The sequence below is a fragment of the Pseudonocardia humida genome, from assembly GCF_023898865.1.
Classification (GTDB): Bacteria; Actinomycetota; Actinomycetes; order Mycobacteriales; family Pseudonocardiaceae; genus Pseudonocardia; species Pseudonocardia humida.
In genome coordinates, this window is the sequence record NZ_JAGSOV010000057.1 from 77,092 (window position 1) to 90,869 (window position 13,778).

A 13,778-nucleotide genomic window follows, 5' to 3' on the forward strand; every position below is an offset into this window, starting at 1 on the left:
GAGGACCGACTGGTGGTCGACAGGATGTTCGCGTCCGGGGGTGACTCGGTGAACGTCGGACGCCTCGGGGCGACGGCGCACGCCGATCGCTGGGACGAGAGCCGCCCGGGGCACCCGTCGGGGGGCGACGAGGCGACCGCGTGGATGGCCCGCCGCCTGCAGGGACGCCTGGACCGCCAGCAGTGGCTGCTCGACCAGCACCTGCACTCCGAGCCGTCGGCGGTGCCCGAGCTCCTCGAGATCGCCCGCCGCATGCGCCGCGACACCGAGATCCTGCAACTGCTCAGCGGCGACGAGTCCGGGCTGCGTCCCGTGGCCTCGCGCCGGCTGACCGACGCCGTCACCGACGCCGTGTCCGCCGCCGAGGAGCCCAGCCGCGTCGCGGTGCGGTCCGCCCCGGCGGCCTCGGTCGCCCCGGACGCCTCGATCGAGTTCGTGCACGTCGTCAGCGCGGCCATCGACCACGTCACCACGGCCTACCCCGACGCCCGCGTCGACCTGGCCAGCCGGGTGGAGAACCTGGGCGGCATCACCGTCGACATCGGCGTGGACGGGGCGGTCCGCAACGACGGCGACGGCCCCGACGGCCGGTCGACGCACAACCTCGCCGAGCAGCTCGCCGGCCGCTCCCGCCAGGGCGTCGAGCTGCGCCGCCCCGCGGGCGGGCCGCCGTCGTCGGGCTCCGGGCTGGTGCTCAGCGTGCACTGCCCGGCCACCGCGGTCAGCGTCGACGAGCCGGTCTGGCCGTCGGCGTCGAGCACCGGCGACCGGTTCCGGGGCCGGGCAGGGGGCACCGGGGCGACCCCGCCGGTGCGCGGCAACGGCTTCAACCCCGCCTACGGCACCGGGTCGCACCCGATCGGTCGCAACGGCTTCGACCAGCAGTCCACCGGCGGGTACCCGGTGGAGCGCAGCGGCGGCTTCTACGGCGCGGGCCAGGCCCCCGGTGAGGCCACCGGCCCCGGCCGCGGCGCGGCCGCCTACTCCGACGGCTACGGAAGCGGCAGCTACCGCGGCGGCTACGACCCGCTCAACGACCCGCTGCCGCCCTCGTCGACCGGCGGTTTCCCGTCGACGTCGAGCACGGGTGGCTACTCGGCGACGTCGAGCACCGGGGGATACGCCGCGACCGGCCCGGCAGGCGGCGGCTTCGGCGACACCGGCTCCGGCTCCGGCTACGCGAGCGGCTACGACGACACCGGGTTCGCCGGCTCCGGCTACTCCGGGAACGGCTACGGCAGCGGCTACAACGGCGCCGCGGCGGGCAACGGCTACCCGGGCCCCGGCAACGGCTACGGCCCCGCCGGCGGCAACGGCTACAACGGCAACGGCTACAACGGCAACGGCCACTCCGGCAACGGGCGCAACGGGAACGGCCACACCGGCAACGGCTTCCCCGGCGGCGGGAACGTCGACTCGTCCTACGGCTCGTCCTCGCTGACCGGGCCGGCGCTGCCCGCCTACCAGCCATCGCGCTCGTCCGGGGTGGACGAGCTGTTCGGGCCGCTGCTCGACCTGCCCATCGAGCCGATGGACGACCGCTTCGCCACCCCGATCTTCGAGGCCATCGCGTCGGTGTGGTTCCGCGACGACGAGGACAACGAGGGCGGGCGCGGCTCGCTGGAGTGGGAGACGCCCAACGACGCCGAGTGGCGCGCGGCCTCCGAGCGGGCGGCCAGCGAGCCGGTCGCCGAGTCGCTGACCTCCACCGGCCTGCCCCGCAGGCGTCCGGGCAACCAACTGGTGCCGCCGCCGCTGTCGCGCCGCCCGGCGCCGGTCACCGGGCCGGCCGAGCGGGTGCCCGACCGCGTCCGCGACCGCCTCAGCACCTACCAGCGCGGCCTGCGCCAGGGCCGGCACCGCTCACCCGACGAGCGGTCCGAGTACGGCGAGTGGTGAACCGGGCGGCCGCGGCGCTCCGGAGCGCAGCCGCCCGATGAGCCGGGCCGACCGGCCGGCGGTGAGATCGGGCAGGTAGGCCCGCCCGATCGCCGACCGATCTTCTCCCCGCGCCGCGCCCCCGGTCGGGGCACGGCGGGCGGTCCGTTCGGACCGTCCGCGACGGGCGGGGTTCGTGCGAGGCTGACGAGCATGAGCGACCCCGCCACCGGCTTCGACGTCCCGGCGCTGCGTGCGCAGTTCCCGTCCCTGCGGGCGGGCTACGCGCACTTCGACGGGCCGGGGGGCTCGCAGACCCCGGCCCCGGTCGCCGAGGCCGTGGCCGCGACGATGACCTCGCCGCTGGCCAACCGGGGGCGGGTCAGCGCGGCCGAGCGCCGCGCGGACGACATCGTGCTCGCGGCCCGCGCCGCCGTGGCCGACCTGCTCGGCGCCGACCCCACCGGCGTCGTGTTCGGGCGCAGCATGACCCAGCTGACCTACGACATGGCCCGCACCCTTGCCGCCGGGTGGGGTCCCGGCGATGAGGTCGTCGTCACCCGGCTCGACCACGACGCCAACATCCGGCCGTGGGTGCAGGCGGCGCGGCGGGTCGGCGCGGCCGTGCGCTGGGTCGACTTCGACCCGGCGACCGCGGAGCTCGACCTGGACGGGCTGGCCGGGGTGCTGTCGCGGCGCACCCGGCTCGTCGCGGTCACCGCGGCGTCGAACCTGGTGGGCACCCGCCCGGCCGTGCGCACGGCGACCGACCTGGCCCGCGAGGCCGGGGCGCTGAGCTACGTCGACGGCGTGCACGAGACCGCGCACGCGCCGGTCGACGTGGCCGCGCTGGGCGCGGACTTCTACGCCTGCTCGCCCTACAAGTTCCTGGGCCCGCACTGCGGGGTCGTGGCCGCGGCGCCCGCGCTGCTGGAGACCCTGCACCCGGACAAGCTGGCCCCGTCCAGCGACGCGGTGCCCGAGCGCTTCGAGCTGGGCACGCTGCCCTACGAACTGCTGGCCGGCACGACCGCCGCGGTCGACTTCCTGGCCGGCATCGCGGGCTCGGCCGGGGAGCGCCGCGAGCGGCTGGTCGCCTCCATGACGGCGGTCGCCGCGCACGAGGACCGGCTGCGCGAGCGGATCGAGGCCGGCCTGACCGCGCTGCCCGGCGTGACCGTGTACTCGAGGGCCGCGCGTCGCACGCCCACCCTGCTGCTGGAGGTGGCCGGGGTGGCGTCGCCGGACGTGCACCGGTTCCTGGCCGAGCGCGGCGTCAACGCCCCGGCGGGCTCGTTCTACGCGCTGGAGGCCTCGCGCCACCTGGGGCTGGGCGACACCGGCGCGGTGCGGGTGGGGCTGGCGCCCTACATCGACGACGACGACGTCGACCGGCTGCTCGCCGGGCTGGCCGCGCTCGTGGAGTCCGTGCCGGCCGCGGCAGCGGGGCGCTGACGGCGGAACAGCGGCGGCAGGAACCGCAGCATCAGGATCGACCAGGTCAGGTGGGTCAGGATCGGGGCCTGGATGCCGCCGGAGGCCCGCCGCTGCAGCCCGAACAGCGCCCCCATGGCCCCCGAGGCCAGCACCAGGGCCGGGTTGCGGGTGGCCACGGTGGCCAGCACGTAGACCCCGGTGGACACGGCCACCGGGCTGCGGCGCCCGACCGCCGCGTAGAGCGCGCCGCGGAAGAACACCTCCTCGGCCGCGCCGTTGGCCAGCGTGGTGATCAGCACCAGCCGGTCGGAGCCCTGGAAGGCGTACTGCAGCACCGACCCGATGGCCCGGTCGAGGACCGGGATCCGGCGCGCCACGAGCGCGGCGGCGTAGAAGGCGGCGAAGGCGCCCGCCCCCACCAGCACCGGCACGACGACCGGGCGGGCCAGGGTGGCGTCGCGGCGGGCCTCGTGGCCCAGGTGCAGCTTGCCCGAGGCGAGCCCGCCGATCACCCAGGTGGCGGCGGTGGCCCCGGTCAGGCCGTAGAACTCGGGGGAGTCCGGCCTCGCCGACAGCCCGGCGCCGAGCAGCCCGGCGCCGGTGAGCGCGGTCGCCGCGACCACCTTGCGGCGCTTGCGGAACGCGTCGTCGGATTCCTGGTGGTCGCGGGGGACCTGCTCGGCGATCCAGCGGGGGAGAGCGGTGACGGCGCGGTCGCGCAGACCGGGGCGGAGGAGGCTCATCGGGTGCGGCCCGCCCGCTTCTCCGCGGCGCGCTCGGCGAGTGCGGCGAGCACCGCGCTGTCGTAGTCCATCGGTTCGAAGGGTACGAGCCTGCGGATGCTGTCGTCGCGGACCACCACCTCGTTGGTCATCGACTCGATCAGCGACCGGCCGGTCTGCCGGTCGACGCTGGTCACCAGCGCGAGCCAGCGCGCGGACAGCCCGGGGGTGAGCAGCGGCACCGGCACGATCAGGATCCGCCGGCCCTGGATGTCGGCGACGCGGCGCATCATCTCCAGGTACTCCAGCACCTCCGGGCCGCCGACGTCGAACGAGCGCCCGGCGGTCGCGGGTTCCTCGAGCACACCGACGAGGTAGCGCACCACGTCCGCGACGGCGATCGGCTGGGTCCTGGTGTGCACCCAGCGCGGGGCGACCATCGCCGGCAGGTGCTCGACCAGCTGGCGGGTCATCTCCCAGGAGATGCCCCCGTGCCCGACCACGATGCCGGCCCGCAGCGCCGTGAGCGGCACCCCGCTCTCCCCGAGCAGTTGCTCGACCTCGCGACGGCTGCGCAGGTGCTCGGACAGGTCGTCGCGGTCGTCGCCGAGCCCACCCAGGTAGATGATCCGGCCGATCCCGGCGTCGGCGGCCGCGACGGCGAAGTTCCGCGCCGCGGCGGCGTCCCGCTCGGCGAAGGACGCGTTGTCCAGCGAGTGCACGAGGTAGTAGGCCGCATCGCAGCCGGCGAGCGCCTCGCGCAGCGAGTCGGCGTCGGCGACGTCGCCGGGCACCGGCGTGCCGGCGCCGGAGTAGCTCTCCGGCCGACGGGTCATCGCCCGCACCTCGTGGCCGGCCTTCTCCAGGGCCGGCCCGAGCCTGCCCCCGATGAACCCCGATGCTCCGGTCAGCAGCACGCGCATGGGCCAACCCTCTCGTGTCCGGCGCCCACCCGCGCGCTGGAGCCCCACCCCACCCCGTCGAGAACGAACTTGCCGTCGTCTTGGACCGGTCCAAGCGGCGACAGCTTCGTTCTCGACGGGGTCAGAGGCCACCGCGGGCGCGGATGTGCTCGAAGATGAGGTTGGTCTCGGTGCCGGCGACGGCGGGGTCGCGGTTGAGCACGTCGCCGACGAACCGGCGCAGCTCGTCGGTGCTGGGCGTGGCCACGTGCACGAGGAAGTCGTTGGCCCCGGCGACGAAGTACACCTCCAGCACCTCGGGGCGCGCGCTCAGCGCGGCGATCGACTCGTCGATCGCGTCGCGGGCGTCGGGCTGCAACCGCACCGCGATCATCGCCTGCAGGTCGTGGCCGAGGGCGCGCGGGTCGACGTCGGCGTGGAAGCCGCGGATCACCCCGTCCCGCCGCAGCGCGCGCACCCGCGCCAGGCACGTGGACTGGGCGACGCCGACCCGGTCGGCGAGGTCCTTGTTGGACATGCGGGCGTCGGCGCTGAGCACGGCGAGGATGGCGCGGTCGATCGCGTCGAGCGGGCGAACATCCTTCGGCCCGAGCCGCCGTGCGGCGGCAATCCCCGCAGGAGGCAACGGCATCAGGCGAGACTACCGAATCTTCTGCGGACTTCTTGCCGGTCCGCGGCGCATTTCTTCACCATGATGCCATGCGGATCGGCGTGCCCAGTGAGGTCAAGAACCACGAGTACCGCGTCGGCGTCACCCCGGCCGGGGCGCACGAGCTCGTCCGCGCCGGGCACGAGGTGCTGGTGGAGCAGGGCGCAGGCGTCGGCAGCTCCTTCGCCGACGCCGACTACAAGGAGGCCGGCGCCGCGATCGTCACCGGCGTCCACGACGGCGCGGCCGCCGACGAGGTCTGGGCGAGCGCCGACCTGCTGGTGAAGGTCAAGGAGCCGGTCGAGTCGGAGTACCACCGGCTGCGCGAGGGCCAGGTCCTGTTCACCTACCTGCACCTGGCGGCCTCCCGCGCGTGCACCGAGGCGCTGCTCGCCTCCCGCACGACCGCCATCGCCTACGAGACCGTCCGCCTCCCGGACGGCTCGCTGCCGCTGCTCGCCCCGATGAGCGAGGTCGCAGGTCGGCTGGCCCCCCAGGCCGGGGCGGGCGCGCTGATGAAGGCCGCCGGTGGTCGCGGCGTGCTGCTCGGCGGCGTCCCCGGCGTCCGCCCGGGGGAGGTCGTGGTGCTCGGCGCGGGCGTCGCCGGCCAGAACGCCGTGGCGATGGCCGTGGGCCTGGGCGCCGAGGTCACCGTCCTGGACGTCGACGTGACCAAGCTGCGCAAGCTCGACGAGCGCTACGCAGGCCGCGTGCGCACCGTGGTGTCGAACTCCCACGAGGTCGAGCGGGCCTGCCTGACCGCCGACCTGGTGATCGGTGCCGTGCTGGTGCCCGGGGCGCGGGCCCCGCGGCTGGTGAGCAACGACCTCGTGCGCCGGATGAAGCCGGGCTCGGTGCTCGTCGACGTCGCGATCGACCAGGGCGGCTGCTTCGAGGACTCGCGGCCCACCACCCACGCCGAGCCCACCTACACCGTGCACGGCTCGGTCTTCTACTGCGTCGCGAACATGCCCGGTGCGGTGCCGCACACCTCCACCCTGGCCCTGACCAACGCCACGCTGCCGCACGTGCTGCGGATCGCGGACCGCGGCTGGCAGGCCGCCCTCGCCGCCGACCCCGCCGTGGCCGCCGGGCTGTCCGTGCACCGCGGCGCTCTGACCAGCGCGGAGGTGGCGCGGGCCCTCGAGCTACCGCACACCCCGTACGCCCCCTGAGCCCTCCCTCCCAGAGCGGGACCGCCGCCGCCCGGACAGCGACGGCGGTCCCGCTCGTCCACGTCGGGCGCCGCGACCGGCCGATGACCCGGCGCGTCCGGGACCGTCCGTCCGGTGCGGTGACCCGCGGTGATCTAGGGTGCCGCCGTGATAGCGGACTGGGTGCTCATCGTCCTCGTGGTGCTGGCCGTCGTGCTGGCGACCGCGGCGCTGGCGGTGGCGTTGAGCCGGCGGCCCGCCGCGGCCCCGACGGAGTCGGCCGAGACCGGCGACGACCGGCAGCGGGCCGCGGTGGTGGCCAACCCGACGAAGGTCGCGCCCGGCACCCGGGCCGAGGTCACGCTGGTCTGCGTCGACCTGGGCTGGCGGGAGCCGCTGTGGCTGGAGACCACCGTCGACGATCCCGGCACCGGGCAGACCGAGGAAGCCCTGCGCCAGGGGGTCGACGTGGTGCTCGCCTGCGGCGGCGACGGCACCGTGCGCACCGTCGCGGAGGTGCTGGCCGGCACCGGCACGCCGATGGGGCTGCTCCCGGCGGGCACCGGCAACCTCCTGGCCCGCACCATCGGCACCCCGCTCAACAGCATCGCCTCGGCCACCCGGGTCGCCCTCAGCGGCAACGACCGCAAGATCGACGTCGGCCGGATCAGGGTCGACGACGAGCCCGACGACCGGGTCTTCCTGGTCATGGCCGGGATGGGCTTCGACGCGGCGATCATGCAGAACACCCCCGAGGCGCTCAAGGGCCGCGTCGGCCCGCTGGCCTACGTGATCTCGGGGCTGCGCGCGATCCGCGGCAGGCGCACCCGGGTCCGCCTCCGCTTCGACGACGGCCCCCTGCTCGACCGCCAGACCCGCACCGTGGTCGTCGGCAACAGCGGCACGCTGCTGGGCGGGCTGGTGCTCATGCCCGAGGCGCACATCGACGACGGCCGGCTCGACATCGTCAACCTGGCCCCCAAGGGCATCCCCGGCTGGATCGCGGTGGCCGGCCGGGTGATCACCCGCACGCGCCGCGGGCACGCCAGGGTGGAGCACTGGCAGGCCCGCGAGATCGAGATCGAGGCCGAGTCCCCCCAACCCTCCCAGCTCGACGGCGACCCCATCGGCGACGTCAGCAGGCTCAGCATCCGGGTGGAGTCGAGCAGCCTGGTGATGCGCGTGCCGATCCCCCCGCCCTCCGACACCCCCGACCCCGGCTGAGCGCGCCGTGAGGCGGGGCGGCGGGTGAGCGCCGAAGGCGCGAGCCCCGATGGCGCGAAGCGCCCATTCCTCTCCCGAGGCCCCTGCCGTCACGTCGGCGCGCTCAGCGTGCACGCCCGCAAGGCCCCCCGCACCCCTCGATGCCAACCGCAGCCCGTGCATGCCAACCGTGCGGGGGCTTTTCCGGGCGTGCAACCCTGGGCGGGTCGACGTGACGGCAGGGGCCGAACCCCTGCTCGATCCGAGGTCGCCCGCCGCGCAGGCGCCACCTTTCCCGGGTCCGGAGCTGGGCGCGTCGCCCACGACAGCCACTGTTCAGGGCGCCTCCGGCGGCACCTCCGGTGAGGACCTCAGCTCCAGCAGGGGGTGCGAAGTGCTCCCCCTGCCGCCGCCTCGACCCGCCCATCGAAGCACCTCCGTCACCGACCCACACCCCACCACCACCCGCTGACGCGGGCGCCGGTCAACGCCGCTTCCCGGCTCCGCTTCGCTGCGCCGTTCGCGGCTCCGGGGATGTGGTGGGGTGCGGGTCGGCGCCGGAGGCGCTGCGCCGTGCGTGCCGAGGCGACGGCAGGGGAGCACTTCCGGGGGTGGGGTGGGCGCTGCGCGCCCGCCGGGGCTCGGCCCGGCTCGCGGCGCTGCGCGCCGCCTCGCCCGGGGGAGCGAGTGCGACTTTCGTTGCGTCGTGTGGAGCGAGCGCGACTCTCGTCCCACCGTGAGCGAGCGGCGCGTCCGCCCAGCCTCGTTGGGCGAGCGCGATTCTCGTTGCACCCCGTGGAGCGAGCGCGACTTTCGTTGCGCCTGGTGGAGCGAGCGCGACTTTCGTCCCGCCGGGCCAGCGAGTGGCGCGTTCGCCCCGCCTGGTTGGGCGAGGGGGTCGTTCGCTCACGCGGGCGTCAGCCACCCGCCCGGCCGGGGCGAGAGCGGCTCTCGTGCCACCTCGTCGAACGGGAGCGGCCCTCGTCCCACCCGGCGGGTCCTACGGCTTCTCGTACTCGGCGCGCACGCCCAGCAACCGCACGGCTCGCCCCCGGCGGAACCGGTCGAGCACCTCGAGGGCGGCGGCTTCGAAGGCCGTGGCGTCGGTGGTGGGGGTGGGGAGGGTCTTGCTGCGGCTGCGGGTGGTGAACGGGACGAACCGCACCTTCACCGCCACCCGCAGCGCCGGGCGGCCGTCGGCGGTGATGTCGTCGGCGACGCGGCGGGCCAGGGCGGCGGTCTCGGTGCGGATGCGGTCCCAGTCGTCGAGGTCGGTCTGGAAGGTGGTCTCGCGGCTGCGGGAGCGGCGCACCCAGGGCGTGGCGCTGACCTCGCGGCGGCCGATCCCGCGGCCCAGCTGGACGTACCAGGGGCCGAGCATGGGGCCCAGCTCGGCGGCGAGCGCCTCGGGGTCGGCGGCGCCGAGTTCGCGGACGGTGGTCAGGCCGCGCTCGGCCAGCGCGGCGGCGGTCTTGGCGCCGATGCCCCACAGGGCTCGGGTCGGGCGGTCGCCCATCACCTCGTCCCAGGTGTCGGCGGTGAGCCGGTGCACGCCCGCCGGTTTGCCGAAGCCGGTGGCGATCTTGGCCCGGAGCAGGTTGTCGCCGATGCCGACGGTGCAGTGCAGCCCGGTGCCGTCCAGGACGGCCGCCTGGATGGCGCGGGCGGTGGCCTCGGGGTCGGCGGTGCGGACCCCGACGAACGCCTCGTCCCAGCCCATCACCTCCACGACGGCGCCGGGGGTGTCGCGCAGGATCGCCATGACCCGCTCGGACACCTCCTCGTAGTGGGGGTTGTCGGCGGGCAGGAAGACCGCGTCGGGGCAGCGCTTCGCCGCGGTGCGCAGCGGCGTGCCGGCCCGGACGCCGTGCTCGCGGGCCGGGTAGGAGGCCGCGGCGACCACCCCGCGCTGGGTCGGGTCGCCCCGGCCGCCGACCACGACGGGCCGCCCGGCCAGCTCCGGGTGGCGCAGCACCTCGACCGCGGCGAGGAACTGGTCGAGGTCGACGTGCAGCACCCAGGCGGGGTCGGCGTCCGGCGGGCCGCTCACCGGACCAGTGTGCCCCGGTCGGGCCTCAGCGGCGCGGCTGCGCGCTGAGCTGGCGGACGACCGCGGAGGCCATGCGCAGCTCGCCGATGCCGGTGGGGTGGAACGGGGCGACGTCGGCCAGGCCCTGGATGTCGGGGCCCAACCCGTCGGGGCGCTGGGCGCACAGCAGCTGCAGCGGCGGGTCGACCACGGCGAAGCCGTACTTCTCGGCGCCGGTGCGCAGGACCTCGTTGAGCCGGTCGTTGCGGGCGGCCAGCAGGTCGAGCTTGGTGGGGTCGAGGCCGGGGTAGCCGTCGCGGCGGAGGTCGGGGCAGTCGGCGTCGGCGTCGGGCTCGAACGCCCCGTAGGAGGTCATGACGAGCACCTGCGGGCCGTCCGGGAGGCCGTTGAGGTCGACCAGCAGGTCGCCGTACACCCGGTCGAACGCGGCCAGCCGGTAGTCGAACTCGCCCTGGGTCAGCTGGTCCGAGCAGTCCGCCACCCCGTAGCAGTACTGCAGGAAGTCGCTCCAGCCCAGGTCGTTGGGGCCGATGGCGAGCACCACGAAGTCCAGGTCGCGCACCTGCTTGAGCAGCCCGACCTGGGGCGGCAGCACGCGGTCGCGGCGCTGCTGGGGCCCGCGCAGCCCGGTGGTGACGGTGGCGTCCGGGCAGGCCAGGTTGAGCACCCGGGTACCGGACAGGTTGCCGATCTCCACGGCGAGCGAGTCGGTGCTGCGCTCGCAGGCCGCCGCGTCCGGGGTGGCGTCGGGCAGCGGCGGCCCGCCCAGCCGGACCACCCGCGAGTCGCCGATGACGGCCCCGTCGAAGCCGGTGACCGGCGGACCGACCGGGTCGGGGGAGAGGTGGTTGGCCCCCACGAGCTGCGACAGCGAGCTGACGTTGCTCAGCCCCCGCACCGACCCGGCGTAGGCCAGCGCCCCGGACGCGAGCCAGGCCAGCACCGAGGCGAGCACCGCGACGAGCGTCATCCGGCGGGCCGCCCGCGCGCAGTAGGACCAGATCTCGTGCAGCGGCGCGTGCTCGCCGGTGGCGCGGCTCTGCCTGCGCAGCACCAGCAGGGTGCGCAGCGCGGTGGCGCCGGCCGCGGCGGCCAGCGTGAACACCAGCAGGCCCGCACCGGCCAGCAGGTACCAGTCCACGAACCCGGTGACGACCGACTCCACCGCCGCCTGCCCGGCCTGCGGGGCGCGCTCGGCGTCGAACACGGCCGCCGCGGCCTCGCTGCGCTGGACCGGGCCCATGGTCAGCTGGGGGCGCAGCGGGCCCCAGACGGTGAGCCGCTCGACGTCGAGCTCGGTGTTGCCCACCTGCACCAGCCGGGCCGCGCCCGACAGCGTCGGCTGCGGCGGGCGCGCGCCCACCGCCAGGTTCTGGCCGAACGCCTCGACGGACTGGGCCGGGGTCAGCGCGATCGTCGTCGGGATGCCCGCGAGCAGGCAGAACAGGGTGAGCGCGATGGTCGGCCACGCCCGCGACCGCAACGCGGGCCCGGCGGTGGTGCTCGTGGTGGTGCCGGTGGCGGTGGGGGCAGCGTCGTCGCTGTCGCGGGCGGGGTGCCCGCCGGTCACCGCGCGGCCCGGATCGCCAGCAGGGCGACGTCGTCGTCGAGGGCCTCGGCGGAGAAGCGCTCCACGGCCTCGCGGACCGCGGCCACCACCTGCTTGGCCGATCTGCCCGCCGCCTCGGCCGCCACCTCCAGCAGCCGGTCGGGGCCGAACTGCTCGCGGCCCCTGCGCCGCTCGGTGACCCCGTCGGTGTAGGCCAGGAAGACGTCGCCGGGGTCGAGGTGGTGGGTGGTGCACTCCAGGCGCATCTGGGGGACCAGCCCCACCGCGCTGCCGAACGTGCCGACCAGCGAGGCGGTGCCGTCGGCGCGGATGAGGACCGGCTGCACGTGCCCGGCCAGCAGGAGCTCGACGTCCAGGCCCGCGGTGCCCGGGCGCGACCGGCTCACCATCGCCGCGGCCAGCGTGCAGAACTGCAGCGGGTCCTCGGCCTCCATCATCACGTCGTTGAGCATCTCCACCGCGCGCGGCAGCGGCCGCCCGTCGCGCACCAGCACGCGCAGCACGTCGCGGACGAGCCCGGTGCGCGCGGCCGCCCGCGCGCCCTTGCCGCAGACGTCGCCGATGGCCACGTGCCAGTGGGTCGGGTCGACGGTGAGCACGTCGTAGAAGTCGCCGCCGACGTCGCTGCCCGAGCTGGCCGACAGGTACTCCGCGGCGAACTCGACGCCCGGCACGACCGGCAGGGCGCGGGGCAGCAGGGCGTGCTGCAGGGCCTGCGAGACGTCGACGTGCGCGGCGGTGCTCTGGGCGTTGTGGATCGACAGCGCCGCCCGCCGGGCGACGTCGCCGGCCATCATGATGTCCTCCGGCGTGTGCGGGCGGTCCTGTGGACGGCCGACGATGAGCGTGCCGATCGTGGTGCCGCGGGCGCGCAGGGCCAGCGCGATGCCGTCGGTGGGTACGGCGAAGCGCACCGGCGCCGACCCGTCGCGGACCAGCCCGGCCAGCCGCTGGGCCAGCTCGGGGGGCAGGCCCGGCGTGGCGTCCGGGTCGAGCACCGCGCGCAGCTCGGGCAGCCGGTCCTCGTCGGCGTGGGTGAGCGCGGCCAGGCGCAGCTGGTGGGTCGGGTCGACCAGGTGCACGGCGCACCAGCGGCCCAGCCGGGGCACCACGACCTGCGGCACGACGGCCACGGCCAGCTCGACGTCCAGGGACTGGCCGAGCAGCTCGCTGGTCTCGGCCAGGTAGGTCATCCAGGCCCGGCGGCGCTGGTCGACCCCGCGCAGCCAGCGCGCCTCGACGGCCATCGCCACCCGGTTGGCGGTGAGCTCCACCAGGTCGCGCGTGCGCTCGTCCTCGATCTCCGAGCCCGACACCCGCAGCGAGCCGCGCAGGGGCGCGGTCATCGGCAGGCGCACCTCCAGCGCCGCGGCCAGCGCGGCGCCGGTGCGGGTGGGGCGCTCGGCGCCGTCGCGGACGAGCTCCGCGCTGCCCGCGCCGTCGGCCTCGTCGACCTCGACCGCGACCAGGTCGGCGCCCAGCAGCTCGCGCAGCCTGCGGACCAGCTCGCCGACCAGCTCCAGCGGTTCGAGCCTGCCGGCCAGCCCGGGTGGCACGTGCAGCAGCCAGCGGGCCTGCTCGGCCGCGGCGAACACGCGCTCGTTGTCCGAGACGGGCTCCAGCGGCACGGTGCGGTCGGGTCGCACGCGGCGGACCATGCTGAACCAGACGGTGTGGCGGCCGTCGTTGTCGTGGCGCGTGCCCCAGGCCGTGGCCAGGCGCTGGACGAGCGCGAGCCCGCGACCGTGGGTGGCCGCGCGCCCGTAGCGCTGGCGGGGCTGGGACAGGTGCAGCTCCAGCGGGCCGGCCCCGCGGTCGGCCACCGCGACCACCACCTCGTCGTCGGTGATGGTGACCGTCACCTCGAACTCGGTGCCCGCGTGCAGCACCGCGTTCTCGCAGAGCTCGCTGGCCAGCAGGATGGTGGTGTCGGCGAGGTCGGCCTCGCGCTCGGGGTCGAGCTCGCCCAGCGAGGCCTGGACCATGCGACGCGCCCGCCCGGCGGAACGGGCGTCAGGCGGCAGCCGAATCCGCCGCTCGAGCTGAACGGGCACGGGTGCAGTCTGCCAAGAGCGGCCGGCGCGTGCTCGCCCACCACCCGCAAGCCGCGCGGACCGCGTCCGGGGCAACGGCGACCACCCCATCGACTACTGTTTGCCGTCGGTGGGACGCGCCGGTGCGGTGGCGCACGT

General features: G+C 75.8%; 10 protein-coding genes. 4 read left to right on the forward strand and 6 right to left on the reverse strand.

Annotated elements, in window-relative coordinates:
* Positions 1-48: 48 nt before the first annotated feature.
* Entirely contained in the window at positions 49-1,899 is a 1,851-nt protein-coding gene (locus KDL28_RS27000; protein ID WP_252442916.1) for a hypothetical protein, read from the forward strand.
* A gap of 192 nt (positions 1,900-2,091) precedes the next feature.
* Complete coding sequence (locus tag KDL28_RS27005) at positions 2,092-3,333, forward strand: cysteine desulfurase-like protein (protein ID WP_252442918.1); 1,242 nt, start codon at positions 2,092-2,094, stop codon at positions 3,331-3,333.
* On the opposite strand, the gene KDL28_RS27010 is transcribed toward KDL28_RS27005, so the two are convergent.
* The 3 genes from KDL28_RS27010 to KDL28_RS27020 all read right to left on the reverse strand — a co-directional run bounded on the left by KDL28_RS27010 (position 3,246) and on the right by KDL28_RS27020 (position 5,591).
* On the reverse strand, positions 3,246-4,058 hold the full coding sequence (locus KDL28_RS27010; protein WP_252442920.1) for a CPBP family intramembrane glutamic endopeptidase: 813 nt from the start codon (positions 4,056-4,058) through the stop codon (positions 3,246-3,248). The genes KDL28_RS27005 and KDL28_RS27010 overlap by 88 nt on opposite strands.
* Positions 4,055-4,960, reverse strand: a complete 906-nt coding sequence (locus tag KDL28_RS27015; protein ID WP_252442922.1) for an NAD(P)H-binding protein — start codon at positions 4,958-4,960, stop codon at positions 4,055-4,057. The genes KDL28_RS27010 and KDL28_RS27015 overlap by 4 nt, the downstream gene beginning before the upstream one ends.
* Before the next feature lie 121 nt (positions 4,961-5,081).
* Positions 5,082-5,591 carry an Lrp/AsnC family transcriptional regulator gene (locus KDL28_RS27020; protein ID WP_252442924.1) on the reverse strand — a complete coding sequence of 170 codons (510 nt, stop codon included), beginning with the start codon at positions 5,589-5,591 and terminating at the stop codon, positions 5,082-5,084.
* A gap of 68 nt (positions 5,592-5,659) precedes the next feature.
* Between KDL28_RS27020 and ald the strand changes: the two genes are divergently transcribed.
* Together ald and KDL28_RS27030 are read left to right on the forward strand one after the other, a co-directional pair.
* Positions 5,660-6,784 carry an alanine dehydrogenase gene (gene ald / locus KDL28_RS27025; RefSeq protein WP_252442926.1) on the forward strand — a complete coding sequence of 375 codons (1,125 nt, stop codon included), beginning with the start codon at positions 5,660-5,662 and terminating at the stop codon, positions 6,782-6,784.
* Between the two features lie 147 nt (positions 6,785-6,931).
* Entirely contained in the window at positions 6,932-7,987 is a 1,056-nt protein-coding gene (locus KDL28_RS27030) for a diacylglycerol/lipid kinase family protein (RefSeq protein ID WP_252442928.1), read from the forward strand.
* Between the two features lie 979 nt (positions 7,988-8,966).
* Here the strand turns inward: KDL28_RS27030 and KDL28_RS27035 are convergent.
* The 3 genes from KDL28_RS27035 to KDL28_RS27045 are packed head-to-tail and all read right to left on the reverse strand — an operon-like array spanning position 8,967 to position 13,640.
* A complete protein-coding gene (locus tag KDL28_RS27035) occupies positions 8,967-10,016 on the reverse strand; it encodes a DNA polymerase IV (protein ID WP_252442930.1) in 1,050 nt (349 codons plus the stop codon).
* Positions 10,017-10,041: 25 nt separating this feature from the next.
* On the reverse strand, positions 10,042-11,586 hold the full coding sequence (locus tag KDL28_RS27040) for a GDSL-type esterase/lipase family protein (protein WP_252442932.1): 1,545 nt from the start codon (positions 11,584-11,586) through the stop codon (positions 10,042-10,044).
* Complete coding sequence (locus tag KDL28_RS27045; RefSeq protein ID WP_252442934.1) at positions 11,583-13,640, reverse strand: SpoIIE family protein phosphatase; 2,058 nt, start codon at positions 13,638-13,640, stop codon at positions 11,583-11,585. The genes KDL28_RS27040 and KDL28_RS27045 overlap by 4 nt, the downstream gene beginning before the upstream one ends.
* Positions 13,641-13,778: the final 138 nt, after the last annotated feature.

Excerpts from the sequence above, each read along its gene's own strand:
- KDL28_RS27015 (WP_252442922.1), bottom strand. The coding sequence starts at position 4,960 with ATGCGCGTGCTGCTGACCGGAGCATCGGGGTTCATCGGGGGCAGGCTC.
- KDL28_RS27005 (WP_252442918.1), top strand. The coding sequence starts at position 2,092 with ATGAGCGACCCCGCCACCGGCTTCGACGTCCCGGCGCTGCGTGCGCAG.
- ald (WP_252442926.1), top strand. The coding sequence starts at position 5,660 with ATGCGGATCGGCGTGCCCAGTGAGGTCAAGAACCACGAGTACCGCGTC.
- KDL28_RS27020 (WP_252442924.1), bottom strand. The coding sequence starts at position 5,591 with ATGCCGTTGCCTCCTGCGGGGATTGCCGCCGCACGGCGGCTCGGGCCG.
- KDL28_RS27010 (WP_252442920.1), bottom strand. The coding sequence starts at position 4,058 with ATGAGCCTCCTCCGCCCCGGTCTGCGCGACCGCGCCGTCACCGCTCTC.